The following is a 24652-nucleotide window of genomic DNA, read 5'->3' as shown; positions in this document are numbered from 1 at the left end:
CGATTCAGTTGCTGGGCAGAGTTCATGCAGCCAGTCCTCTTTTTATTATCGTGGATGCTCTGGCTGCCTCCTCGGCGAGGCGTCCAGAACCTTCCTTCGATAATCGGACTGGTGAGTCACAGGCACATCGTCCAAATGGCCTAGCTGGAATGGGGGGGTGCAAGCGTATAGCCGGGTTTGACTGACGCGCCGGATAGATATCCGGCGCTTTCGTTGAGCTGAAATCACCGGGGCGACCTGCCCCTCAAGACGCCACTAATGCCTGCGCCTTCACCTTGCGTCGCTGAATAAAATACCCCAGCACCGCCAGCGGCGCCGTAGCCAGCATTACTTCAACCGTGATTTGCAGCGGCTGGCTGATAAAGGTCGACACCAGCAGGCTGCCCAAAAAGCACAACCCAAGCTGCAATGTATTTTGCAAACCCGCCGCCTTGCCTGAGTTCTCCGAAAATGGCATCAGTGCGCTCGCGACAACAATCGGATAACTCGCACCGTTAACCAGCGCCATCAAACAAAACGGGATCAGCAAGGTGGTCAGCGTCGGCACGGTCTGGGTCGCAACCCCATACAGCCCGACCATGCTTGCGCAGTAAGCCACCAGCAACCAGGGTAACAACGCCCGCCCACTGATCCGCTGCAACGCGCTGCGACAGCTGTAACCACCCACCATAAATGCCACAGTAGGCAGCGCGTAGCTCAAACCGATATCGCTTGGGCTATAACCCATATCGCCCAAAATAAAGGGTGAGGCCGTCAACCAGGCGAAAAAGCTGGCCGAACATGCGGCGAAGATCATGACGTTGCCACTGAATTTAGCCGTGCACAGCAGGTGCCAATAGCTCACCCCGGTTTTAACTGCCTTTGGCGCCACACGGGGTTTTTCCTTGAGCAACAACGTGGGTACGATCAGTAACACCGCCAGGCCCAGCAATACCGCAAAAATCGCTTGCCAGCCCAGGTGACTCAGCACCACGGCCCCCAGCAAAGGAGCCAGTGCCGGTGACAGTCCCATCAGCGGCATGATCCCGGCAAACACGCGGTTGGCCTGGTCAGGCGGGTATCGGTCGATGACCAGCGCCTGCCAGGTTACTGCCGCCGCGCAAATGCCGATGGCCTGAATAAACCGCAGGCTCAACAGCAGCACACTGTCCTGCACCCAGAACATGCCCGCGCACCCCAGGGCAAACAGCGACAACCCCGCCAACAACACCGGTTTGCGCCCCAGGCGGTCCGATAACGGCCCCCAGAGCAACTGGCCGATCGCGAACCCGGCCAGAAAGATGCTCAGGCTCGCGCCCACGGCACCGGCTGAAAGCCCCAGTTCACTGCGCAACGTGCCAAATGCCGGTAAGTACATATCCATTGCCAGGTAGCCCAGCATGCTCAGCCCGGCGAGATAACAGGTAAAACCAAAAGTGTTTTTCATGTGCACCCAAAAACTTGCCATCAAACAATTTGTTGACTGCCGCGCATTATCCAGCTGAGGATTTGCTTGTGAAGCGATAATAATTGCCAACTGGCATCGAATTTTTTGAAGGCAAACCCATGTGGTCTGAATACTCCCTGGATGTAATTGATGCAGTCGCCCGCCACGGCAGTTTCAGTGGCGCAGCCCAGGAACTGCACCGCGTTCCCTCCGCCGTCAGCTACACCGTGCGCCAACTGGAGCAATGGCTGGCGGTACCGCTGTTTGTACGTCGTCACCGGGATGTGGAACTCACGCCTGCCGGGCGGATGTTTGTCAAAGAAGCCCGCGACGTCATGAAAAAAATGCTCGGCACCCGCCGCCTTTGCCAGCAGGTTGCCAATGGCTGGAGCGGCCAGTTGCGGGTGGCCGTGGATTCAATCATCAAAAAACCGCGCTGCCAGCAGATGGTCATCGACTTCTACCGGCATTTCCCCGACGTGGAACTGATTGTTCAATACGAGGTGTACAACGGTGTGTGGGATGCCTTGGTAGACGGCCGTACCGATCTGGTTATCGGAGCCACCCGTGCAGTGCCCGTGGCGGGGAGCTTTGCCTTTCGCGACATGGGTTTTCTGCACTGGCTCTGCGTCGCCAGCCCGCGGCATCCGCTGGCGTCCATTGGCGGATTGCTGGGTGATGAGCACCTGCGTCCCTACCCTGCACTGTGCATGGATGACACTTCACGCAGCCTGCCCAAACGCGACACCTGGACCCTGGATAACCAGCGCCGCATGATGGTGCCCGACTGGGCTTCGGGGCTGGCCTGTTTGAGCGACGGTCTGTGTGTCGGCATGGTGCCCGCCCATCTGGCCCAGCCACTGATCGACCAGGGCCAACTGCTTGCGCTGAGCCTGCAGCGGCCCTTTCCGGCCAGCCCTTCGTGCATTGCCTGGGCACAGAACAACCATTCCCCGGCCATGAGCTGGCTATTGGAGTACCTGGGTGACACCGCCACCCTGAGCCAGGAATGGCTCAATGAACATCAAACAGAATCGGATACAGCGACACCACCAGCAGAATCGCCATCGTCAGGTTGAATGCCAGCAGCCACTTGGGCCGGGTCAGCACATTGCGCAACGCACTGCCGCAACCGGCCCACACGCAGACACTGGGCAAGTTGATGATGGCGAAGACCAGCGCGATGACAAACACGTTGGCGATATAACCCTGGGACGGCGTGTAGGTGGTGATTGCACCAATGGCCATCACCCAGGCCTTGGGATTGACCCATTGAAACGCCGCCGCGCCCCAGAAGCCCAGTGGCCTGCCCTGGGCCGCACCCGACTCGGACACCGGCCCCGAAGTGGCGACTTTCCACGCCAGATACAGTAAGTACGCCGCCCCCAGATAACGCAAAACGGTGTAGGCCATGGGCACGGCCTTGAATACACCCCCCAGCCCCAATCCAACCGCAAGCACCAGGAACATAAAGCCGAAGCTGATGCCCAGAGCATGGGGGATGGTGCGCCTGAAGCCGAAGTTGACCCCCGATGCCAGCAGCATGGTGTTGTTGGGGCCGGGGGTGATGGACGACACAAAGGCAAAGAGTGCGAAGGCAGAAATCAGTTCGAGGGAAAACGGCATCTTGTTATCCGGCAGTCTGGTGAGCGGTGTGTTCACACTATCGGATTACCGAGCCGGAATTGCGCTACAGATGGCCATTATTTTGACCAGACACATTTGTCCGATCAAATGATTTGACTGCGCAATTTTCACATCACTTTCACATCGCTGCGCCTAGATTGGATCCACTCCTTTAGTGAATCCCATTTAGGCCCGCTTCCCCCAGCGGGCCTTTTTTTGGCTGGTGTTCAGTCATCCAGGGTCTGAGCCGCTTTTGCCGGTTTGGCGGGCTTTGTCGATTTGCCAGCGGCTGCGCCCTTGGCCGGCGTCTCCACCGCAACCGGGGCCTGGGTTTCCTTTTCGGCAGCGGGCAAGGCATCGATGGTTTTAAACAGCTCGGCCAGGTCAACATCCCCCACTGTCTCGACTTTCTTTTCCCCATCCTTGCCGATCAGGATCACTTTGGCCTTGTCGATAATCATCCCCGGCTTGAGCCCGCGAATCAGCGACATGGTGCTCTGGGGTTCAAGGTCCTTGCCATCGCGTTTGCCTGTAATGCCCACAATCGTATAGAGCACCATATTGCGCTGGTCAAAAGCCTGCTTGTTGGCCGGATCTTCAAGGGCTTTTTTGAGGTTGACCAGGGTTGGGTCGGCATCTGCACGGGCGACCACTACCAGCGGGCGAAACTTGCCGCGATCCTGTTCAAGCGGGCTTGGAACTTCAACGGCCTGCACCGTGCCTGCAACCAGCACAGAAGCAAGGATCAATAAACGGATAAACATCCAGATCTCCTTTTATTATCGGACCGGCTTCGCGAACGTGCTGCCAATGCCTTGAAACCCTTGGCGTTGAGCCTGTATTCCCAAGCTTAGGCCAAGGGATCCGTCACGCAACCGGGTTCCCGGACTTTGCCTTTCAAGTTTATTTTTTGCAACTGCATCCAAATCCTCCTGCTGCGGGTAGTACCCGTAACAGCAGCGTGCTGTTATCCCATCAGGAGATCGGAACATGAACGCAAAACCTTTGATCAGCCATGCCAGCCTGACACTTGCCGCCATGCTGCTGGTGGCAGCCCAAGGCGCCTGGGCACAGTCGAATTTGCCCGAAAACATTAGAGTTCCCGACGGCCACAAGATGGCAATGACAACAGTTGGTGTAGGCGAAATCACATATGAGTGCAAAGAAAAAGCCAGCACTCCAGGCGAAATGGAGTGGTTTTTTGTAGGCCCAAAAGCTCAGCTCAATGACACAACTGGTAAACAAGTTGGTAGCTACTTTGGCCCGCCCGCGACCTGGCAAGCCCTGGACGGTTCCAAAGTCACCGGCACCCAGCTCGCAGTGGCCCCTGCCGGAGCTGGCAACCTGCCCTATCAACTGGTCAAGGCCAATCCTGCAGAGGGCAAAGGTGCCATGAACGGTGTGAGTTACATCCAGCGTGTGGCACTGAAGGGCGGTGCGGCACCTGCCAGCGCCTGCACAGCCGCCAACAAGGGCCAGCGACAAGTAGTGCCATACCAGGCCGATTACATTTTCTGGGCCAGCCGCTAATGCGTTACATCGTCTACGCTGCTTCGATGGAGACCGGGCAATGACCGGAGATGTCCCATCTGCAACGGCGGAACACAGTGACACTACCTGAGCCACTATTTGACTATGAGGCCTGCCTGCTGGCCTGCGCCCGCGGCGAGCAGCAGGCGCTGGTGGCCCTGTATGCCCAGGAAAGCGCGCGCTTGCTGGGGGTAGCCAAACGCATTGCCCGCGACAGCGCACTGGCTGAGGACATCGTGCATGACGCTTTTATCAAAATCTGGATGCGCGCCGCCAGCTTCGATCCCGGGCGCGGTTCTGCACGAGGCTGGATTTTCAGCCTGACCCGGCATCTGGCCCTGAACTGCAGGCGCGACACTCGCCTGGAAATTCAAGTCAGCGAAAGCAGCGAACTGGCCTTGCAACCTCTGGCCACTCTCGACGGGCGCCACCAGACGCAGGACCCACTGCAATGGCCGGATGGCTGCGAGCGCATATACGGCTGCCTTGAGCAACTCGACCCGGCCCGACGCTCCTGCATTGTGCATGCCTATGTTGACGGCTATACCCATGCAGAAATTGCAAACAAACTGGACACCCCTCTGGGCACCGTAAAAGCCTGGATCAAACGCAGCCTGAGCGCCTTGCGCGAGTGCATGGGATGACTTTTACACCTGACAATAGCGACCCGGCCGATCTCGATGCCTTGGCGGGCGAATACGTGCTGGGCACGCTCAATGGGCAACAACGGCGTGCGCTTGAGCAACGCCTGCCCCATGAGCCTGATCTGCAGGCCGCAGTCGATCGCTGGGAAGCGCGACTGTTGCCCCTCAACGACCTTGCCCCGGCGCAACAGCCTTCAGAGCAGCTGTGGCCGAGAATCGAGCGCAGCCTGAACGCCCTGAATGTCCCAGCCCTGCCAACACAGGCCCGTACTGGTTGGTGGAACCTTCTGCCATTGTGGCGCGGCCTGACGGCCGCAGGCCTGGCCGCAACGCTGACACTGGGCGTGGCATTGTGGTCCGTGACCCCAGCCATCTCACCGCCCGCCTATGTGGTGGTTCTGGTGGCACCACAAAGTCAGGCACCCGGCTGGGTCATCCAGGCCAACGATCGTGAACACATCCAGCTGATCCCCCTTGGCGTCGCGCAAGTGCCCGGCGACAAGGCCCTGGAGTTCTGGACCAAGGCCGACGACTGGGCCGGGCCGGTGTCCCTGGGGCTGGTCAAGCCGGGACAAGTGCTGTCACTGCCACTGGATCGCCTGCCGCCGCTGTCGCCCAATCAACTTTTCGAGCTGACCCTGGAAGGCCCCAACGGTTCGACAACAGGCAAGCCGACAGGGCCGATCCAGTTTATTGGCCGGGCTGTCAAAGTGATTTGACCGCTTTGGTTTTCGCCCTGGTTTTCGCCCTGTAGTGACGGGCAACGGCCACCACCACCATCAATGCGACCACGCCCAGGGCAATCGGCAAGCGATAGGGCTTAAGGTCGCCCAGTACGCCTTCGAGAAACTCCCCGGCCCAATAGCCGCCACTGGCAAACAGCGTTGCCCACACGGCCGCGCCCACGGCATTGATGCAGAGAAACTTCAATGGCGAGACCTTGCTGCCACCGATCACCATGGGCCCGATCAGGCGCATGCCATACAAAAACCGCACCGAAAAAATGGACACCGTCGGATACTGGCCAATCAACTGCGTCACGCGATCAATAGCGGCCTGCTGTTTGTGCAGGCGGGGCAACAGGCGAGCACCGAAATAACGCCCGAGCCAGAACAACAACTGATCACCCAGCATCCCCGCCAGGCTGGCATAACCAATCACCGGCAACAGCTTGAGGACATGCTGGTGTGCCGCCATCCCCCCGAGGATCAGAATGGTTTCACCTTCGAGCAAACAGCCGATAAAAATGGCCAGGTAACCATACGTTGCCAGCAGGTAATTGAAGTCAATATGTTCAAACATGCGCGATCCATAGCTCCATTGAAATCAGGGTTTAAAACGCAATGGCTCAGTGCCGGTGGCGATGATGGATATCCGGGAAATGCGGATGGTTATGGCTGATGACCGAATGCTGATGTGCATGACTGTGAGCCTTGCCCGCAGGAATATCTGCGGCATGCTCATGCTGGTGATGTTCATCGTGGGTATGGCGATGGGAGTGCTCCAGCGGCTGATGTAAATGCTCATGCTCATGGCGCTCGGTCAGATGCAGCCAGACCCCGACAATCATGCAGCCAGCAGCCAGCCAGAACAGCAGCGATACTGACTCGCCCAGCAGCACAATGGAAATTGCCGCCCCCAGAAAAGGTGCCGTTGAAAAGTACGCCCCGGTGCGCGCCGCCCCCAGGCCGCGTAATGCCAGGACAAACAGCACCAAGCTGACACCGTAGCCCAGGAAACCGATCAGCAGGGTCGGGCTCAGTACCCCAAACGACGGAACCTTCGCCCCCAAAGCCAATGCAATCGCACAGTTCACCAACCCCGCGAAAAGGCCCTTGGCGCCCGCGATATACAGCGCATCAGAAGCAGATACCTTGCGCGTCAGATTGTTATCGACCGCCCAACAGAAACAGGCAAACCCCACCGCCAATGGCCCAAGCCAGGAAAGCGACACCGCCGCAGATGCCCCGGATGGCCAGGACAACACAACGCCGCCGGCAATGATTGCCAGCATCCCCAGCACGATTCGCCGGTCTGCGTTTTCCTTGAACACCACCCAGGCCAGCAGTGCCGTGAGCACTGGTTCAAGATTCAACATCAACGAAGCCGTCGCCCCGCTGGTGAGGGTCAAAGCGAACATCAACGCCACGGGGCCCAGGATCCCGCCACATACAATTGCGCCGAGCAGCCAGGGCCATTCACCGGCACCCAGACCCGAGGGCTTCCAGCCCCGATCGCGGACACAGCGCACCAACAGCAAACCCAGGCCACTGCCCAGATACAACAGCCCGGCCAGCATCACCGGCGATACTTCGGTACCCAGCAGCTTGGCCAATGGCGTACTGGCCCCGAACAGCGCTGCCGCTGCCAATGCGTAAATCACACTCGTATTCATAACGCCCGCTCATGTCCCAGCTGTGCAAGCAGCCTAGCCTACTCGGGAATACGCGCCGCAACAGCGCTGCAAATACCCTCAACACAGCGGGGACACCCCCGGCGTGGTGCATATATCTATGATTTTTCGACGGTTTTACCCAGGCACGGAGAAAAAAAATGTACCACAATGGACACTATCGACCTTGCCTCATGAGCGCAGGCTCTATATATTCGTCCACCTGTTGCGCAGGCTCTTGAGTACTTTCTTTGTTAAAGCACCTTCCTTCGTGACCCGCTTTATAGCGCTACCGCCCGAATGGCGAAATTGGTAGACGCATGGGACTTAAAATCCCCCGGGGGTCAACCCCCATCATCCCTCCTCGTTACAAAAATCAAAAAAAACCTCAATTAAATCAGCCTGTTGAAGCGATTTCCTCTCTGTAAAATACTTTCCAAGTCCATACAGCTCAGCGCTTGGGAGCTATTAGGGAGCCGCAGCGCTCAAAAGTCCAATCTCCAGCAAGCTACGCACCGCCCACATAAGCTCCCGCCAGCCACAGAAGCTCCTGATTGATCGCCAGTCTCTATTGGCAAACGGCAAGCGAGCAGCTCCCAAGCGGCTTCCAAGTGGATCTTTGGTGATGAGGTAGGAGAGGTGATCGCGCAAAAGAAAAGGCGCACCGCCTCAACCAAAGACGGTGCGCCTTATTTTCTACCGCGAATAAAACACCAGGCTGGTGTTAGGCGGCGCTCATGCTTATTTCGGAAAATCGTTGTACATCAGCTTTTTTGTAAAAGATCTTCCGGCTGATGTGCATAAATGGTGGCAGCATGTCTTTGTACTTGCCGGTGTACCGCCAAAAGCGAAGGGTCTCAGGAGAAAGGCCGAGAATTGCGGCAGCTTCTTTAGCCGGGACGTAATCGCTATTTTGTGGCAAGCGCATAAAAATACCCTTTAAAGTCAATAGGTTTCACCTTTCGCACGTCCTGGGGCTGTCTGGTGTCAATACATGCTCATTGTTTTTTGCGGAGAGGTCAACGACCGCCCGTCGTATTTATTTGGGTTCTCTATTGACAGATCGTCAATTTAAGAAGTTAGCACAGGAAAGCTATACTATTAAGGCTCGACTTAATCTTGAGGCGGGGGGGGGGGGTTTTTAGGGGGTGACAACAAATGGCCTTTTAAAAGCTGGAATTGCTAGGACGGTTGACATTGCCTACCTTGCTCCATCTGTAAGTGCCCAGCGACACACCTTCAGAATCCCTGAACTAAAAGGCGATTGTGTCTTTCTAATTTTTAGCGGGCGCGATCGCCCATCTCGCTAGGATTTCCATGCGCCAATAAAGCTCTGATTCCAAACCCTTCAAGACCTAGGCTGTGTAGGGGGGGCTGCTACCCGGAGCCACGGTTCCAGGCCGCCCTCATTCATGGCGTCAGCGCCAACTCGATCCGCAAATGCCTGCCTAACCATTTAGGTGTGTTGAGCAGACGCTTACGCTTTACGAGCTTTTAGGAGTATAAAAACTCATCGCAACACTCGGGCAGGCGGTGAGGAGAGCCGGGATCAGAAACCGTACCAACACGTAATCCGAAGACCTGTAGGGGATAAAATCACACTCAGCCATCGCCAGGTGGTGCCTATCAAGAAAAAACTGCATAAGCCTACTCTTGAGCGCGTTTAAGAGATATGCGGGAGGGGGGATTGTCACCTCGGGATGTGAGTTCGGGTAGGGCTTCCTGGTTGACGTTCCAAGTGGCCGATCCGCCCTAAGGAGGGGGTCGAATCTGTCCAAAATTTTCTCGTCTGTGAGTTTTCCAATCCCGCTTCTTTGTTGTTATTTTGGCGGCATGACGATTCTCAAATTTTGGACGTGGTTATCCCCAAAATTTAGCCGCTTGGTTTGGGCTCAAAAGACAAGCTAGCCGTCCTGCGGCCGAATAAACGACTATTTGAAGCAAAGCGGCCTCCTTAGGTTTTCGGTAAGATTGATTGGATTTTCTTAACATGCTACCAATTGGCCTGTAAGCAAGTTGAATGTCAGAAGCACTGGGCAAATGTCAGTTGGGTTTTGCTTGAAAAGTTGAGTATTGATTAAGAGGTTTGGAGAAAGCTGTTTTTGAATACAATAACTATACACTCCGTTTTAAAAAAAAGAATTCAAGGGCAAAAATAAAATATATATTTCTTGATATTTAGAAACCACTGTAAAATCTAGGCTTTGCGCCGTTTGTGGCCAATTGATAGCTGTCACGAAAGCGGCTCGCAACTCGGGCCTTGTGTCGTTTTGATACCGTCATCTGAGGTAGGCTCTTACTAATGCTGCCTCGATGGGCTGGAGATGATAATGATAGCGGGAGAAAATTACGGTACTCCAGATCTTGATTGCTGTCTGCTGTCTGCTGTCTGCTGTCTGCTGTCTGCTGTCTGCTGTCTGCTGTCTGCTGTCTGCTGTCTGCTGGTGACTCCAGAGGTTCGCGAAACGTTTGTCAAAGCGCTGTACTGCGTAATTTCACTACTACCCGCTATCGCGATCTCTTTACTGCCGTATTACATGTATGTCGCGAATGCTTGTCCGGCAACAGGCGTAGTGGGGGGCGGTTACAAGACTTTTCTAGAGTTTATGACAGGCCCCAACATCCAGAGTACGGCGACGTTGAATCACCCCCAGTTTCTTGCCATCAATAGCCCGAGTCATCATGAGCTCTTGAAGCCTCTCCCTTGAGTTTTCAGAATTGACGACAGGGATCACAGGGATGATCAGATCAAAAAAAATCGTCTTATCGGTGACGGTGAACAGCTCGTCACGAATAGCGTAAATGAAGTGAACAGGTCGAGTTATTTGGGGTGAGTGGCGGATTGTGAAGTTGATCTCGCGCAAGCGAAAAAATATTTCCTGAGTTCCGAAACGATCCAAATCCTCAATCACCACGACGCGGACATCACTTCGTTCAAAGCAGTAGATAATTTCATCTACGTTCTTGTGAAGTACTGATCCGTGATTCACGGCCTCGAGCCCCCCCCTTTATGGTTAGGCCGTCATTACAAGGATCTGCCGGGCAGTTTGGGGCCTTCGGTAGATGATGTTCGCTACGAAGCCCTTGAGTTCGAGAAAATGGTCAAGGGCTACATCGAGCGCAAAACTGGCAAATGGCCCAAGCACCCAGGCCTTGCGTCATTGATCAAGAACGAGTTGCCCTAATTCGACATGCACCCGGAAATACCCGAACTCTGGCCTGAGTTTTTAGACCAGTTGGGAAAGCTCAACACCATGCAGAACAAAAAATTGTTCACTTCGACCTCTCTAGCCTTTCGGACTTACCAAGAAATGAATGACTGGTGTGTCGAACAAGCTGGAGCTGGACGCATATCGAAACTCCGACCAGTGCTCCTGGTTTCGACCCAACAATAGCCCGCTCGCTTCAGCTGTCAGCATCAGCTCCAAAGGGCCTTCTGCCTCTTCGACCTCCCCCCATTCGTCGTGGCGAAATTTAGGCTCCCATGAGAGAGAGTCCGGGTTGCGTGGCTCAGCGGGTGCAACGAACAAGTCATCATCCAGCTGGTAAATCCACGGAAAGCCACGACGAGATCGTGATGGCATCGCTGCAAAGCGAGGCTCCGAGCGTCATTCACCAGCTGCGGAAAAGTAGGCGGCCTTTCGCTCCGGCGTGACATTCGGCAACAGCTCTTCCACGGGCGAGAATTTGACACTGAACACCCCGTTGACCATCACGAACTCGGACGGCCTGATTCCCGCCCAGAAGAGCACAAGATCCTTGTCCCCAGTGCAGAGGAGAGTCTCCTCATCCGGGAACGCTGCAAACAGGTGCATCAGTAACTCAAGCGATCGAAGGTCGGCCAGGGCGTTGTACGCATCCTCAACCGTGTATTTACTTACGTTGAACTTGAGCAGGCCTTTGGCCGGACTCTTGCCGTTTGGCACACATACAGCACTCAAGGCAGCAAGCACCACAAGTGATCGAGCAGGGACGCCACATGCTTTGGCGGTGGATAGCACATCATCCCAGACCTCACTCACACGTCGCGCGGCTATAGGAGCCCGTAGTCTCGGCGCCAAGCACATCAGAAATTCCTGCTTACGCGCCATGCTGGCTTCACTGTCCCGAATGAGGCCCTTTACACCCTCCAGACAACCCCGCCCGCTCGGTACTATCTGAGCCAATGGCAATGCCGCGTTGATGATCTCAGTTGCGACTTCGAACTGATGTTCGATGCTTGCATAGTCGGGATTTCTTTTGAGGTTACCCTCAAGCACATACAGCAGAGGATTGATTCGAACCGGGCGCCCGGTGAGGAAATCAAGGAAGTCCTTGTCCTCCAACTTTGTTTTTTCCCCAGCACGAAACCTGCCGGCAAGCTCAGTGAAAACGCATCTGTCGGGAAGCACAATCATCGAATCCTTGAATGCGATGCCAGAAGGGAGCCAGCCATCTCGCACCAACCCAAGTGTTCTTGACGAGTATGGGCTATTCAACACTGCGCTGATCGCCCCCTGTGCCTCTAAACAGAGGACTTCCAGATTGCTCTCTGAATCGCCCCGGATTCTCTAGACACCTTGCAAGCTCATTGCGTAACGCTTTTCAAACTCTACCGGTGACAGCTGATTGTTGAAACCATGCCGGCGTTTTACGTTGTAGAAAATCTCGATGTAATCGAACACATCACTACGAGCATCTTCCCGCACGGTATATATTTTTCGCTTGATCCGTTCCCGTTTCAGAAGTTGGAAAAAGCTCTCGGCCACGGCGTTATCATGGCAGTTGCCTCGGCGACTCATACTGGCAACCAGATTGTTCGCTTTCAAAAAGCTGCGCCAATCGGAGCTGCTGCACTGGCTGCCTTGGTCGGAATGAACCATCACCTCTTGCTTCGGTTTACGCCTCCAAACCGCCATCAATAACGCATCAATGGCCAAATCACTGGTCATTTGCGACTTCATTGACCAGCCAACGACCTGACGAGAAAACAGATCTAGCACCACCGCCAAATACAACCAGCCTTCATACGTACGAATGTAGGTGATGTCGGTGACCCAAACCTTGTTGGGTTCCACGACATCGAACTGGCGCTTCAGCAAATTGGGTGAGGCGACCGCTGGCTTACCGCCGTACTTTCCAGGGCGGCGTCTATAACCTGTCTGAGAACGGAGACCTTCAAGACGCATCAGCCTCGCCACACGATGACGACCACAATCCTCACCGACCTCGCGCAGATCGTCATGGATTTTACGATAGCCATAAACGCCTGCGTTCTCCAACCATGAATGCTTGATCAAACCCAGCAGTCGCTGGTCGTCTTTAGCGCGTGCAGATTGCGGCTCAGACAACCAAGCGTAATAATCGCTGGGATGGACTTTCAGCGTCAGGCATAGCCGTCGAATGGAATAGTCGCTGGCTCGCTGCTTAATAAAGGCGTACTTCAACCGCACTCCTTGGCAAAGTACGCGGCGGCCTTTTTTAATATGTCTCGCTCTTCAGTGACGCGCTTGAGTTCCGCTCGCAGACGACGCAGTTCAGCGTGCTGATCATCATCCTGCTGCCGTTTTTCTTGAGGTTTTCTGTAGCGCTTTATCCAGGCATAGAGGCTATGCGTCGACACGCCGAGACGCGCCGCTACATCAGCGACAGACAGCTTCTTTTCGGTCACTTGATTGACTGCTTGGATTTTGAATTCTTCGGGGTAACGCGGGTTGCTCATGGCACCTCCTAATTGGCCTCAGTTTAAGGCAAAGAGGTGTCTACGAAACCCGGGGCGATTCATTTTAACCCCCGATTACTCGCTATTTACCTTTCAGTAATTTTGTATAGTAAATATATACTTTATTCGACAGATCCTCTTGGTTTCTATAAATCAAAACCCTCTCACCCTGCAAGTCAAACGCCACCTCATCGATGCCTTCCGAAACTAGCAAAATATTTTTACCCAAGCAATGAGCGATACCTAGTTCATAATGAACATTTGGATTTCTACCATTAATATTCGCAATAATGTACGGCGACACAATGATTTGTTCGATCACATGCTTTAGGATATTACCCACTCTGAAAGCCTCATCTCCTCGCACAGCTTTCAATGCGTTCATACTGCAAGCATCTCTAATTGTGTCGTATGTCTCCTCGTACATAGAATGGAACGGCGTGAGCACGAAAACTTGATTCTCTATCGCCGCCAATGAATTGAAATCTATACCTAGGTCTTCAATAAAACGATATGGATTCAGAGATAAGACTGGCTTAGTTGCGGCCTCGCTTGAGGAAGATGATTCCGCAGCACTACCCTCAAGAATGAGGTGATTAACTTCACGCCAACGCCTTGGATCTTTCTGCATCCTCTGAGTCAAATCATGTATCTTTTCCTCAAAGGAGCTTCTAAGAATATCTAGCTCGACCCGCCGAGCTTCATGATTATAAGAAGTTTTACTTCTTTTAAAATACAATATGCACGCAAGCGATGCCCCAGAGACAACAATAGAAACCAAAGCCGCAATCATCCCAAACTTGGCAAAATCAAACCCCAACATGTTCTCTCCCCACCAATAGAGCTACTGAGTACATCGCCATCATTATCGTCACAAAAAAATTAACACCTGTTCCGATGACAATACCACTTAAGCTCCAGGCCTTCAGACTTCCTCGTTCCAGGACGGCTAAACATTGGCGCCAAATTACAATGCTTAATATTTTTAGCGATAGAAAAAACAAAAGTAAAAACAGCGCTTCCGCCAAGCCCCCTCCATTCCCTACGACCATAATGAAGCTAATTAATGTCGACACCCCAAAAACAGAAATATCAACAGGAACTTCCATAGCCGCTCGCCACACCTCAAGAATGCTTAGTGGTTTGCAAGCTGTTAACTTTACCAAGAACACTATAAATAAAAGCGCAATTGGAAGTGTCGCTGTATAAATTGCCGGCGTCATTCGTAGCAATCCTATGCATCAGAAATTTTCTTGTCACACCAAAGCGTTGAGCTACTACGAGTTGTGACGGATGGCATTATGCCACACTACAAAGTCGAGAAGCACCTTAATAATCAAGCAGTTGCCATACGAATGAGGCTTACAGACACTCGTTTAGTCCACGAATAGGCTTCCCGATGAGATTTTTTGGAGCTCGAACTAGATGTCGGCGATGCTGCGTACCTATATAGAAGAAATTGTTGGCAACACGCGCTGCCTTGTCCTATCAAGAGCGCCTCAGATTGCGGATCGAATAGGCGAGTTTACTGAGACGTGGGATAGCGGAGGAAATGAAGGCCGGCGGTAGAGAACGGTTGCTCAAGATGCCGGCAATGGCTCGGGCGATCGCATTGGCGACCTACCCCAGAGCTCATGGCTGAAGTCAGGCAGAATATCGGGTATCAAGCACGGTGCGATCATCCAGATCGCCAGCCACAAAACCAGTTGCGCCGAAAACCCCGAACCTACAAAACCTCAAGTGATAAAAGCAACTTTCGGATCTGGGCGAACTGGTCTTCTGCCAAGATGTCGTACTCCCCTACGCTGCTGAGCCGATAAACATCCCGAGCTTTCTTGACTCGATCAAGCAGCGGCAGAATCTGGCTTGATGCGAGCTCCAGGAAATCATTGATGTCTGAGCGGCTTCGGGGGATTTTGTACCCCTTCGTAGCGCTAGCAATGATCACCTCGGAGTCACGCAGCTTCGCGATTCCACTGGATCTGATTTTCTGATCTCCGAGCCCCTGAAATCCTTTACTCGCTAGGTGCTTGGCGATGTCATCAGTAGATACGTACTCATCACTGACGAATTCACTTCTAAATCGCAAGAAATCCAGGATGCAAAGCTGTAGGCGCTCATCCTCATTCGGATGGCCGCCAAACTTGGCCAGAAACTGATCTGCCTGCTTCAACGCTTGCTGATGCACTCGGTAGTCCGCATACGCAGACTCGCTCATCGGCGGGGGAATAAGAGACTGATACTTCGGCGGCCACTCCAGTAATCCCAAGGTTTGGTTACGCAGGATGTTCTTGTATACCTCGACTACATCCTCTGAAGCCTTACCTTCGTAGATGTGAGCCACGGTGCCGGCGAAGAAATCTGCAACCTGGATCAGGACATCGCTATCGCTGCTCCTGGTCTGAAAAGCCGAGTCCCCAAAAAGATCATCGGAGTATCGTGCCGCCACGTACTCCCGCAGGCTAGCCTGAAACTCAGGCCCTCCGTGCTCATCGACGGTCATGTGCAAATCGGTGCAGTGATTGAACAGACGCTCGTACAAGAGGTTATTTACGCTCTTGATGAAGGACTGCTTGAATTGCAGCCCCCCATCCTTGTGCACGCGGCTTTTGTCCACGACCGTGAAATAAAGCTTCAGGGGCAGCTCGGATAGATCTAGCAGGATTTTGCGACGGCGATCCGAATCCTTGGCTTTGAGCTTACTGGACTTGATCTCACCCGTTTGAAAGTGCTGTAAGCGTAGCGCTTCTGCTCGCTCGTAGGCCCCCGACAGATTTTTCTCGGTTATGATGATCGAGCAGATCACAAAGAAGCCTGAGCTTCCCGATTTCGACGTATCCAGGTCATGATTGCCAGACTCATCGACGAATGCGAACGTCCTTCCCACGCAACTACTCCATTAGTCAAAGCGCAATGCGCCGCGCGCTTGTATGTTAACTGAGTTCTAGGCGGCCGCAGCCATGTACCCAGATAGTCTGGTAAGCCTATGGACTCGAATGGGGGCCTAGCACGCTGAAAGCGAGTGAATAAAGTTCAGACTCATGCAATCAATGATCCATTCATCTGCCACAGACGACATAGGTTAGAGCATTGTAGTCAACGTCCATTGACCTGAATTGAAGGCATCTGGGCTACAAATTCCGAAGAGCCTAGTGAGGCTGCACCCGAGTGATAAGCTGATTCCATAACGACTAGCTGGTGCGATCGACGCATGAAAATCAAAATCTTCCCTGCCATTCTGCTGTTCATGGCTTCCTACTTCCCTTTGAGTCTGATCCTGCTGTTGCAGGATGTATCCGAGGCTAGTTGGAATAGCACATTTTGCCGCTCGTTAAGCACTTGCGGTCTTCCAGTGCTGATGAATGCCTCTCGATCGCTCAGTTTGTTCATGATCTGCTTGGCCAGCCTTGTTTTTTTCATAGCAGTCATGAAAATGATCCCTGCTGATCACGACCTGACGGTGACAGAGGCCAAACCTGCTCCGAACGACCTGATTAATTACGTCTTTCCGTACGTGGTCTCGTTCATGGGACTGGATCTCGGGAGCAGCGGCAAGTTGTGCGGGTTTCTGGTTTTCCTAGGATGGATGTTCCTCATTACATATCGATCAGGCCAGATTCTGATGAACCCAGTACTCATCGCGGCAGGGTGGCAGCTACACGAAGTGACCGTTCGCATCGGGGGAAGTGATCGCACTGGCTTCGCCTTGGCTAAGGCCCCTGTAAACCCTGGTGATGCTTTCAAATACAGCAAGCCGCAAAACGGCGTCTATGTGTTAACGAAGAAGGAATCCACGTAATGCCTGGACAGGAAGCACTGACGCAACTTCGAGCGTTTGACGTTGAGAATGCCACCCTTAGTATGTGGACGCTGAAGAAAAGTACCAGCAGACAAAACCGCTTCCGAGCCCAAGCCGTCATCGTGTCTGACGACCTGCGTACAGAGCTAAAGCGAATCGCCACAGATGCTATCCAGCGGCGCGAAGAGGTGGAGGATTACGGTCTACTGACTCAGACCAACGATACGTCCTGCCTCTACTTGGGAGCTGATGAGACGCTATTCCCCATGATCGGAGTGCTTGTTGATGCACCTCCGGATGAGCATCAGATCCAGAATGCCGAGGAGCTCTTGGGCAGTGCGGCCTACCTTGTGCGGATGGAGCACCAGGCCGACACTCTATACTGTGTATGTCGTCTGGCCGGAGACTGGACGACAAAAGAGCGGCAAACTCGTGTGAAGCTAGTTTTCACGCGCACTGAGCTAGACCTCGCCCAAGATGATGTATTCGCCATCTCGAAGCATTTCGATTTCTTCGTCCTCAACGAGGACATTCTCGTAGCGAACCCGAAGAACTTCGAATCGTTGCTTGAATACAAAACGACGTACATCAACTCTTTCGCTGAGTTAAGGGCAGATAGAGGCTTCCAAGCGGCGTTCGCTGATATGGCTGCGCTGGAAACCTTTGTCGGTACCAACACCACGCACCTACGCCGTATGGCGGTGGTACAGGAGCGGGGCTTCTACAATAATCCGGCCTATATGCAGCGTCTCCTAGTGGTCAACGAGGCGCGAGGATGGGACATAGCGTTTGATGACGACGGCAAGATCGTTGCTTCGGCGGAGACCGCCAGGACGATCATCCATGTGTTGCTGAACCATCGCCTTCGCTCCGAACTTTCAGAAAGCGACTTTGACGTACCGTCCGCTAGCCCAGTCGGTACGTAGCAACGTAGGGCTGGCTTAGCCCCCAGCCCTGATCGTGCCGCAACCCTTCCCAGAAGCCGGCTCGGAATGACGCGCGAGACAAACCTTAGCAAGCCTTTCTCATTGTGAAGGGAAAGCGCGCAGTCAGTCATGGAGCGAGAGCAGCCTCGATCAAGCGTGCGTTAGGTACGGCTCGGCGCACGTTTTCTATGGCGCCCTCAATTGCGTCATCTGCAGAGGGTGCTTCTCGGACAAACTCGAGAGCCAGACGGCCAGGCAGCCCTACTCCGATCAATGCATCATCGCAGTCTTCTTCCGCCAAGCTCTCCATCAGCGTGTCCATGTCGCTCTCGTCAGACGTCAGTTCGTACTTCAGAGTGAAGGTAAAGACCATATCTAATACTCCGTTTCAGCTAGATCCGACGTGTTTTGTATTATTGCTCGGCACGAAAAGCAGTGCCCTCTGGGACTGCAAATACCTGTTTGACTCAAGCGCTCGACAGAAAAAACAAAGCCCCAGAGGTTCGCGGCTCCGGGGCTTCTATTTTCGCCTCCATCCCTTAATGGTCTGACGAACGTGCCAGGACATTACCAGCACCTTTTAGATTTTTCACTACGATTTTGGATACCTCTGCGCGATAGTTTGCCGTACGAAGTCACCGAAGCAACCCGACTCCCAGGTGCGGATATCCTCACTAATCCCGCCGCGCTCACTCGCACATAAGCCAAGCCCCTAGGGGCGCTGTTCTCCAAGACCTTCATATGTTCTTACGCCTCAATTTTGACGCTGCCCCCAACGGCCTTCTTGGCTCGCAGTGGCGGGATCTGAGGTTCGACCCGGTTCAAAACGGTTCGGGTAGCCTCTTGGGTAAGCCACCTCGGCCCGGTGACGTCAGGGCCTACCTCCATGGCCCATCTGAGAAAATCCTTTTGCGCCGGTGTGGCGTGGCGTCCATAAATATCTTCAGTGGCATGCTTGAGAATATCTTCAGCAGAACTGCTGTGGCCACCAAGGGAATAAATATGCTCTTGGGTAAGAGTTTCAACCTTCAGGACGATTTCGCACTGCGCATCTCCGTACTTGCCCATCCCCTTTGCAAAACGCTTGATCGAACTCTTATGCTTCTCAATGGCTGCTTGGAAACTCGCATCACGGAACAAGGCCCACAGGTTGACGATGATCTCATCTTGCTGGGGCGGTCGTTCGAAGATGATGCCCTGCAACCCTTTGCCATGGAGAGGAACACCGTCCTTGAAAACCTTGGCAACCTTCAGGTCGAACGTCCATGACGAGATTTTCTCCGGAAGTGCTTGCTCGCCCAAGAGGTTCCAGATGCTGCCCTTTTTTAGCACCACTCGACGAAAACAAGCTGACGGGACGGACTTGAACTCGATCGGGAGATTTGCGCATTCTTGCTCCAGCGCCTGTCCACGTCGCAGTGCAACCTCTGAAGCACCGCCAATCTGCCAGTCGCTGATAACCTGAAGAAGAGAAAGCGAGAACAGTTCTGTCATCGAGGCAAGACCTGGGTCGTATCGAGAGAAGCTACCGCGTTGAGAAGGTGGATAAACGAGTAATCCATTATGGGTACCTATTGGTGGCTCAGAGACCAGATGGGGCTGGTGGCTGGGTAGAGATTGGTCAAGGCTGCCATGCACTTCTATGGAATCTATCGTGAGAGCTAAGGTATCAGATAGGTAGAGGCTCAGCTGGCATTGACTCATATCGCATCACGGCGCGTACCCACAGGTCGCCTTCGCTCGCCGCCCTCTTAATCGAGGAAGGCGATGTCACCAGCCATTTACCGATTTTCGGCTTGAGCAGAGGCTGCGCCATGCGGGCGTGACAGGCTATCAGGAACGGCACCATCTTTTCGATGATGTGTGGCTCAAGATGGGATAGATGGCCACTAGCCGTGATAAACCGTCATTTGCTGGCCCTCGCGCTTTTGATCAAGTCACCCAGCGCGGTGAACGGCGAACTGTCGGCAGATGACATCGATCTGTTTTCAACATTGCGTAGCATGTCGATCGTACGTGGCATCGAATACCCGCCTGCCCTCGAAGCTTATCGCATGCGTATGGCAGATCGTGTAGGAATTGAACTGCACGATAAAATAGCGATTTAGGCGCTCTTGCATAATGCTCCTAACTGGGGGAGTCCCTCTCTACGCCTGGAATGAGGTACAAGTTTAAGGCACAAAGGTGTCTACGAAACCCGGGGCGATTCATGCTTCAGGAAAAAGGAGTCAGTTATATCCATGTTGTAGATGTGAATGGCTGGTTCGGTGCACCCGACGTCGATAAAATTCTGGAGATTCTGGCGGGTAATTTTACCGGAGCGCTGACCGCTAACGCTGGATTGGATCTGGAAAAGGCAGCGGCTCTTGTGAAAGATTCGGGCGTTACTTCATCGCCAATCCTGAACTTGTTGAACGCTTAAGAACAGGCGCGCCCTTGAACGACCTAAACAACCAACGAATTTATGCTGATGGCGAAGACGGCTATACAGATTACCCATGTAGCGCTTGATCGGTAGCACAAAAATAGCCCACATTGCGTGGGCTTTTTTTTAGTCTGCGTTCAGTATCGGGTGTCAAAGTTTCGACCGCCATGTGCGGTTTCCCCGCACGAATGACATCTTGACTATCCAGCTAGAGGCAGGCGCAAATCTGTCCTCGGCACGTCCTGGGATCATTGCCTGTATTAGGGGGCAGAATCGTAATCCACTTTTGGTGAGCGATATAGAGAAAGCACGGTACCATCGTTGATCGCATGCTCTGTCTAGACAGCGTTAGCACCGAGTGGATCAGAGTGCCTTGTGAATGCGTCACCCAATAACTCTGCGAGCAAGCTGTTGAACCAGTTTTCAGCTTTCTCCACGGTCTCAATCTCGTCACGTGAGAGCATCATCTCTTGCGTCTGCTTGGGATGTGTAACCCTGTTTCGGATTGCAATTCCATTTTGGAAGCTTTCATAAGTATGGTGTCCGAAAGCATTGGCAACATACATCTCACGCCCAAGGCACCTCCCCAATATGTTTATCGTCAGGCGGAATCCAGGAAGAAATTGGAGGAAGCTTTCTTTTGTTTTGATATTTCCTTTGCCGTCCAAGACAAAGGTCTTCTCATTGAGCAAATCACGCTCCTGAGCTGAGATCTGATATCGTCCAGATAACGCTTGCGCCAGAATGTATTGCCTAATTGCGTACCCTACTCCTTCAAACATGGCGAACACCGTCCGAACATAAGATCGATCATCGAAGCCACTCCACGTGGGAGAGAGTCGCTCGCGACTGATCACTGCATCCGATTGCAAGCCTAGGTATAGGGCACAGAGCTCTGCTTTGGCGACATCCAACTCTTGCATTTATATGGTGTCTCTTATGATTGAGTGGGGTTGAAGAATATTCCGATCGGGGCTCAATGTAAAAGCGTGGCGCACAGCATTTCCGAAGCTGTGCGAATGCTACATGCAGGTAACTTGCCCAAGAACAGAGATCGCTCCAGCCCTGCCGAAAATTCGAGCGTTGGCATATTGAATTAGCTATCGCAGGATAAGCAAACGGCCTCAGACCTTTACGTCCGCCTTGGATTGTTTTTCTGCCAGTCAGGCTACGAAGGTGCAGATAAGTTTGAACGTAAATGGATGGTCATGTCAGCGCGATTACTACACAGTAGATATCCAGAACACTCACCAGCTATGACCAATACTCAAAATGAGACTGCCTGCCGCGTGCGCCATTGCTTGCCCACTGACATCATTCTCAGATTAAAATTTTTCGGGCTCACGGCTCACTGTCGATCTGAATAGGGTTAAGAAAATTGTGTAAAATCTGTCGCCGGAGACCGAAGATGTTTGCCGAGGCAATGAGGCGCAAGTCCTGAATCTTGATCGAGCAGACTCCAAACCAGCTGCTGCTTGACGGTCAGTGCATGACCTTCACTGTTGGGTTTTGTGGCGAAAGAATGAGGGACAGTCGGAGGGGTGAGGAAAACATCGGCCCCCGTTCGACGTATTGCTGATCATCTAGATACACCCTGACAGCACCGCTTTTTACGTTGCGCATTTGGAAAAAACGATCATGTCGATGCACCGGTATATTGCGCCCGAAGAATCCCGCAAGGTTGCTTAGCCGGTCGTAGTGGATTTCAGCATCTCTATAACGTTTATCATAGACTTGGCCGATATTGATAATGGGGGGCGGTGAACGCTCAATAGTCATCACAATCAGCTCTTCTTATTTTTTTAGCCAGTACGGGCGCTTCGACTCACCTGCGCGCACATGATTCTAAGGTGAGTTGCTCAGAGCAAGCGTGGATGCGACGCTCAATCCAAGTTGGTCGTCCCAGAAGGTTCGCTCGTTCATCTGGGTGATGAATCGATCATTTCGGGCGCTGAGGATCAGTCAGCGTCGAGATGTTTCACCTTTTCGATCGCTTTTTGAAGGCAGTCCATCGCCGGGAATAAGATCTCAGCCATCCTATGAGATTTTGTCGTGGGTTGGCAGTTTGGCATTGAGAACAGCGCATCATCAAATTTGCTTCGCAGATTGGAGAGCGTGTTGCTAACTGCCGGCTGTCTGACGCCCAGAAGTTTGGAAGCCTTCATCACTCCCCTTTCTTGATAGATCAGAAGAAAAGTTAGAAGCCCCGTAAATCATGACCTGCAAATGTTTGTATTCTAGAACCAAGCATTGCTCAAAGCACCGTTATGTACTTATCCCTCGATGCTATTCCTCGCCATCATCTCTCGCTGTGCTCCGAGCGCCAGGGATTTCGTTTTTACGCGCCAGAAAGCAGGCCCGCCAATACGACCTATGCGACAACCAGCCGCAAAGTACCGCATCTTCGAATTCAACGCGGCCGTACTAGCGTCAACTGCTCATCAGATAGCCCTTCCATTAGATGCAACTCAGGAATGTTAGCCTGAGAGAGATCTTCCATCATCAGCGCAGATTTAGCCTGAGCGAACGCCTTGGGAATTGAGTGCCCGAACCCAATACCTGAGTAAAACTGCGAGGAGAAGACACGAGCAGCCTCGTCCCCGATTTCCCGGTTCATGCCGATAGCTGCGATTACCTTTTCAGCACAGCTTTGCGCTTGGTTGAACGAGAAGCAAGTGTTGAAGAACACAAGTTTTACGCTATCAGAGCCGACCGCGATCGCACTGACGATACCTTCCTTAGAAATATGCTTCGGACGCCTCTGGTCATCTTGAAGCACCAACGCGTCTTCTGAGGTTCCATGCCCACTGAAGTGAACAACAGTTGGCTGAAGCTCATTGATAGCCTGAAGGATATCCATCGGCCTGACGGCCCAGCGTGTCTGAAAATTCACCGCATCCCTGTGATCCGAAGCTCTAATCTTCTCGCCAATAGATCGGGCCTCTTCATCAAGTGCAAGCTTGTTTGTTCCGGGATCTGACGCCATGAACAATACGGTGATCTGTTCGGGTAATGCCTTTAGCATTTGGATTTGCAGAGCTGTCTCCACATGCATATCTTCGTGCCTTACAAGCCCGGCTCCTAGCTGCCGCATTTGCCGCTCGTGCGCCTGCTGCGTCCGAAGCTGTTCTACCTTTTTCTTTTTCAGGTCTGCTTCACCCTTTTTCTTAAAGGCATCCTGCTTTTTCTGTTCTTTCACAACCTCTTGGTCAAGCTTCTTCTGAGCAACCGCAAGCTTCTTTTGCTCATCGGCGATCTTGCGATCGACCTTGGCCATCTCGACCAATGCCTTGCTCTGATCAGACTCATGCCCTAGAGCCTCGCGCCCCTTCGCATTGATGACAGAAGCACTCTTCGAACGGCTCGCGACAGCAAGCGCATCCTGTTTTTTCTTCAAAGCAGCTACCGCTTTGAGAGAGAACCGTCCCTTGTCAGCTTGTAGCTTGGCAATATTGTTCTGACAAGTACTAACCTGTTTCCTGTAGGTGTCTAAGCTCATTGACCGCTCCCTGAGTGAAGCTTGATCATAGCAACTCCAGCAGATAGCCCTGCTTCATTTTCTGCGTGACTCTCACGGTTTTTAAACGGATACGTAATTGCATGGATGAGACCATCAGCTACCTGAAAGAGCGCTTCAAAGAAGAACAGGGTCGCTTCGATCATTTCGAAAACAAATGCGCAAAATTCTTAACTGCCGTCTCTATTGTGATTGCGGCAGTTAGCGCATTGGCAGGCCTAAAAAATGGTATTCTGTTCCAGGTGACCTCTCCATTAGGCGTGATGATTTTCCTATCATTCATCGCCGCCGCTATGTGCGTGACCTGCTCGTGGGGCCATGCATTTAGCGCCTTAAGAATCAGTGAATGCCCAAGCCTTCCTTCGAATCGTGGTACAGCTGAGTACCTACGAATTGTTGAACCAGAGCAGCAAAAAATCCACATCTACAACTGCTATATCGACACTCTAGAAGAGTTAAAAAAAGCCATCGACGCCAAATCAAAGCCTTTAGAATTGGCTTATAAGGAGCTGGTATGGGGCGCCGGTTTTTTCATGATACTCGCGATTCTCACAACCATCAGAGAGCTCACCGTATGACCGAAAAAAGAGTACAAAATAACGAAAATAAAACTCCCGCTCCGCCCCCTACCACGGAATATCAACGGAGATCCGAAGAGCCAGTCGT

At 53.0% G+C, this 24652-nt stretch carries 25 protein-coding genes and 3 pseudogenes; 10 read left to right on the top strand and 18 right to left on the bottom strand.

Annotation, left to right across the window (positions count from 1 at the left end; genetic code table 11):
* Positions 1-244 precede the first annotated feature (244 nt).
* A complete protein-coding gene (gene punC, locus FHL07_RS07970; protein WP_095026752.1) occupies positions 245-1426 on the bottom strand; it encodes a purine nucleoside transporter PunC in 1182 nt (393 codons plus the stop codon).
* 119 nt (positions 1427-1545) lie between these two features.
* Between punC and punR the strand changes: the two genes are divergently transcribed.
* A complete protein-coding gene (punR, locus tag FHL07_RS07965; RefSeq protein WP_095020703.1) occupies positions 1546-2505 on the top strand; it encodes a DNA-binding transcriptional activator PunR in 960 nt (319 codons plus the stop codon).
* Here punR and FHL07_RS07960 read toward each other — a convergent pair.
* Both FHL07_RS07960 and FHL07_RS07955 read right to left on the bottom strand, forming a co-directional pair.
* Positions 2441-3052: a LysE family translocator gene (locus tag FHL07_RS07960; RefSeq protein WP_095020704.1), complete on the bottom strand. Its 612-nt coding sequence runs from the start codon at positions 3050-3052 to the stop codon at positions 2441-2443. The two genes, punR and FHL07_RS07960, sit on opposite strands and share 65 nt — an antisense overlap.
* A gap of 227 nt (positions 3053-3279) precedes the next feature.
* Positions 3280-3816, bottom strand: a complete 537-nt coding sequence (locus FHL07_RS07955) for a DUF4174 domain-containing protein (RefSeq protein WP_095018690.1) — start codon at positions 3814-3816, stop codon at positions 3280-3282.
* 226 nt (positions 3817-4042) lie between these two features.
* Here FHL07_RS07955 and FHL07_RS07950 point away from each other — a divergent pair, with 226 nt between their 5' ends.
* The 3 genes from FHL07_RS07950 to FHL07_RS07940 all read left to right on the top strand — a co-directional run bounded on the left by FHL07_RS07950 (position 4043) and on the right by FHL07_RS07940 (position 5945).
* A complete protein-coding gene (locus FHL07_RS07950) occupies positions 4043-4582 on the top strand; it encodes a DUF3455 domain-containing protein (protein WP_095003322.1) in 540 nt (179 codons plus the stop codon).
* Between the two features lie 77 nt (positions 4583-4659).
* Positions 4660-5226 carry a sigma-70 family RNA polymerase sigma factor gene (locus FHL07_RS07945; protein ID WP_095018709.1) on the top strand — a complete coding sequence of 189 codons (567 nt, stop codon included), beginning with the start codon at positions 4660-4662 and terminating at the stop codon, positions 5224-5226.
* Positions 5223-5945 carry an anti-sigma factor gene (locus FHL07_RS07940; RefSeq protein WP_095020706.1) on the top strand — a complete coding sequence of 241 codons (723 nt, stop codon included), beginning with the start codon at positions 5223-5225 and terminating at the stop codon, positions 5943-5945. Before FHL07_RS07945 ends, FHL07_RS07940 begins: the two co-directional genes overlap by 4 nt.
* On the opposite strand, the gene FHL07_RS07935 is transcribed toward FHL07_RS07940, so the two are convergent.
* The 4 genes and pseudogenes from FHL07_RS07935 to FHL07_RS07920 form a co-directional block, all read right to left on the bottom strand.
* Positions 5932-6528: a DedA family protein gene (locus FHL07_RS07935; protein WP_138738341.1), complete on the bottom strand. Its 597-nt coding sequence runs from the start codon at positions 6526-6528 to the stop codon at positions 5932-5934. The genes FHL07_RS07940 and FHL07_RS07935 overlap by 14 nt on opposite strands.
* Positions 6529-6574: 46 nt before the next feature.
* Positions 6575-7621, bottom strand: a complete 1047-nt coding sequence (locus FHL07_RS07930) for an EamA family transporter (RefSeq protein WP_095025408.1) — start codon at positions 7619-7621, stop codon at positions 6575-6577.
* A gap of 721 nt (positions 7622-8342) precedes the next feature.
* Positions 8343-8546 carry a helix-turn-helix domain-containing protein gene (locus tag FHL07_RS07925; RefSeq protein WP_138738340.1) on the bottom strand — a complete coding sequence of 68 codons (204 nt, stop codon included), beginning with the start codon at positions 8544-8546 and terminating at the stop codon, positions 8343-8345.
* Between the two features lie 1723 nt (positions 8547-10269).
* Positions 10270-10642, bottom strand: a pseudogene (locus FHL07_RS07920) (YobI family P-loop NTPase); the annotation flags it as partial.
* 23 nt (positions 10643-10665) lie between these two features.
* On the opposite strand from FHL07_RS07920, the gene FHL07_RS23625 reads away from it, so the two are divergent.
* Entirely contained in the window at positions 10666-10803 is a 138-nt protein-coding gene (locus tag FHL07_RS23625; protein WP_178084380.1) for a hypothetical protein, read from the top strand.
* Between the two features lie 423 nt (positions 10804-11226).
* On the opposite strand, the gene FHL07_RS07910 is transcribed toward FHL07_RS23625, so the two are convergent.
* The 5 genes from FHL07_RS07910 to FHL07_RS07890 form a co-directional block, all read right to left on the bottom strand.
* On the bottom strand, positions 11227-12015 hold the full coding sequence (locus FHL07_RS07910) for a hypothetical protein (protein WP_178084379.1): 789 nt from the start codon (positions 12013-12015) through the stop codon (positions 11227-11229).
* A 153-nt stretch (positions 12016-12168) separates the two neighbouring features.
* Positions 12169-13319, bottom strand: a protein-coding gene (locus FHL07_RS07905) for an IS3 family transposase (protein ID WP_138738338.1) whose coding sequence is annotated in 2 segments (ribosomal slippage) — positions 12169-13082 and positions 13082-13319 — 1152 coding nt in all. Because the reading frame shifts where the segments join, the coding sequence is not laid out codon by codon here.
* Between the two features lie 82 nt (positions 13320-13401).
* Entirely contained in the window at positions 13402-14142 is a 741-nt protein-coding gene (locus FHL07_RS07900) for a hypothetical protein (RefSeq protein WP_138738337.1), read from the bottom strand.
* On the bottom strand, positions 14129-14542 hold the full coding sequence (locus FHL07_RS07895; protein ID WP_138738336.1) for a hypothetical protein: 414 nt from the start codon (positions 14540-14542) through the stop codon (positions 14129-14131). The genes FHL07_RS07900 and FHL07_RS07895 overlap by 14 nt, the downstream gene beginning before the upstream one ends.
* Before the next feature lie 503 nt (positions 14543-15045).
* Positions 15046-16206: a DUF3800 domain-containing protein gene (locus FHL07_RS07890; RefSeq protein WP_138738335.1), complete on the bottom strand. Its 1161-nt coding sequence runs from the start codon at positions 16204-16206 to the stop codon at positions 15046-15048.
* A gap of 324 nt (positions 16207-16530) precedes the next feature.
* On the opposite strand from FHL07_RS07890, the gene FHL07_RS07885 reads away from it, so the two are divergent.
* Positions 16531-17118 carry a hypothetical protein gene (locus FHL07_RS07885; protein WP_138738334.1) on the top strand — a complete coding sequence of 196 codons (588 nt, stop codon included), beginning with the start codon at positions 16531-16533 and terminating at the stop codon, positions 17116-17118.
* Positions 17118-18044, top strand: coding sequence for a Kiwa anti-phage protein KwaB-like domain-containing protein (locus FHL07_RS07880; RefSeq protein WP_138738333.1), 927 nt, complete (start codon positions 17118-17120; stop codon positions 18042-18044). The genes FHL07_RS07885 and FHL07_RS07880 overlap by 1 nt, the downstream gene beginning before the upstream one ends.
* Positions 18045-18171: 127 nt before the next feature.
* Here FHL07_RS07880 and FHL07_RS07875 read toward each other — a convergent pair whose 3' ends face one another.
* Complete coding sequence (locus FHL07_RS07875) at positions 18172-18417, bottom strand: hypothetical protein (protein WP_138738332.1); 246 nt, start codon at positions 18415-18417, stop codon at positions 18172-18174.
* Positions 18418-18791: 374 nt separating this feature from the next.
* Positions 18792-19538, bottom strand: a complete 747-nt coding sequence (locus FHL07_RS07870) for a hypothetical protein (RefSeq protein WP_138738331.1) — start codon at positions 19536-19538, stop codon at positions 18792-18794.
* A 401-nt stretch (positions 19539-19939) separates the two neighbouring features.
* Between FHL07_RS07870 and FHL07_RS07865 the strand changes: the two genes are divergently transcribed.
* Together FHL07_RS07865 and FHL07_RS07860 are read left to right on the top strand one after the other, a co-directional pair.
* Positions 19940-20152, top strand: coding sequence for a hypothetical protein (locus FHL07_RS07865; RefSeq protein ID WP_238705521.1), 213 nt, complete (start codon positions 19940-19942; stop codon positions 20150-20152).
* 101 nt (positions 20153-20253) lie between these two features.
* Positions 20254-20466 (top strand): hypothetical protein, encoded by a 213-nt coding sequence (locus tag FHL07_RS07860; RefSeq protein ID WP_138738330.1) that lies wholly within the window; start codon positions 20254-20256, stop codon positions 20464-20466.
* 341 nt (positions 20467-20807) lie between these two features.
* Here the strand turns inward: FHL07_RS07860 and FHL07_RS07850 are convergent, their stop codons facing one another.
* The 4 genes and pseudogenes from FHL07_RS07850 to FHL07_RS07835 all read right to left on the bottom strand — a co-directional run bounded on the left by FHL07_RS07850 (position 20808) and on the right by FHL07_RS07835 (position 23968).
* The gene (locus FHL07_RS07850) at positions 20808-21392 is read right to left on the bottom strand and encodes a hypothetical protein (RefSeq protein WP_138738329.1); all 585 of its coding nucleotides are present in this window, start codon (positions 21390-21392) and stop codon (positions 20808-20810) included.
* 503 nt (positions 21393-21895) lie between these two features.
* Positions 21896-22248 (bottom strand): annotated as a pseudogene (locus FHL07_RS07845) (AraC family ligand binding domain-containing protein); the annotation flags it as partial.
* A 179-nt stretch (positions 22249-22427) separates the two neighbouring features.
* Positions 22428-22661, bottom strand: a pseudogene (locus FHL07_RS07840) (LysR family transcriptional regulator); the annotation flags it as partial.
* 218 nt (positions 22662-22879) lie between these two features.
* Positions 22880-23968 carry a hypothetical protein gene (locus FHL07_RS07835; protein ID WP_138738327.1) on the bottom strand — a complete coding sequence of 363 codons (1089 nt, stop codon included), beginning with the start codon at positions 23966-23968 and terminating at the stop codon, positions 22880-22882.
* Between the two features lie 101 nt (positions 23969-24069).
* Here FHL07_RS07835 and FHL07_RS07830 point away from each other — a divergent pair, with 101 nt between their 5' ends.
* Positions 24070-24564 carry a hypothetical protein gene (locus tag FHL07_RS07830; RefSeq protein WP_138738326.1) on the top strand — a complete coding sequence of 165 codons (495 nt, stop codon included), beginning with the start codon at positions 24070-24072 and terminating at the stop codon, positions 24562-24564.
* The last annotated feature ends 88 nt before the right edge of the window (positions 24565-24652 follow it).

It is taken from the genome of Pseudomonas sp. FSL W7-0098 (assembly GCF_005930585.1).
GTDB lineage: Bacteria > Pseudomonadota > Gammaproteobacteria > Pseudomonadales > Pseudomonadaceae > Aquipseudomonas > Aquipseudomonas bubulae.
Note: the sequence above shows the minus strand (reverse complement) of the source record. Positions and strands in the feature narration are given on the sequence as shown.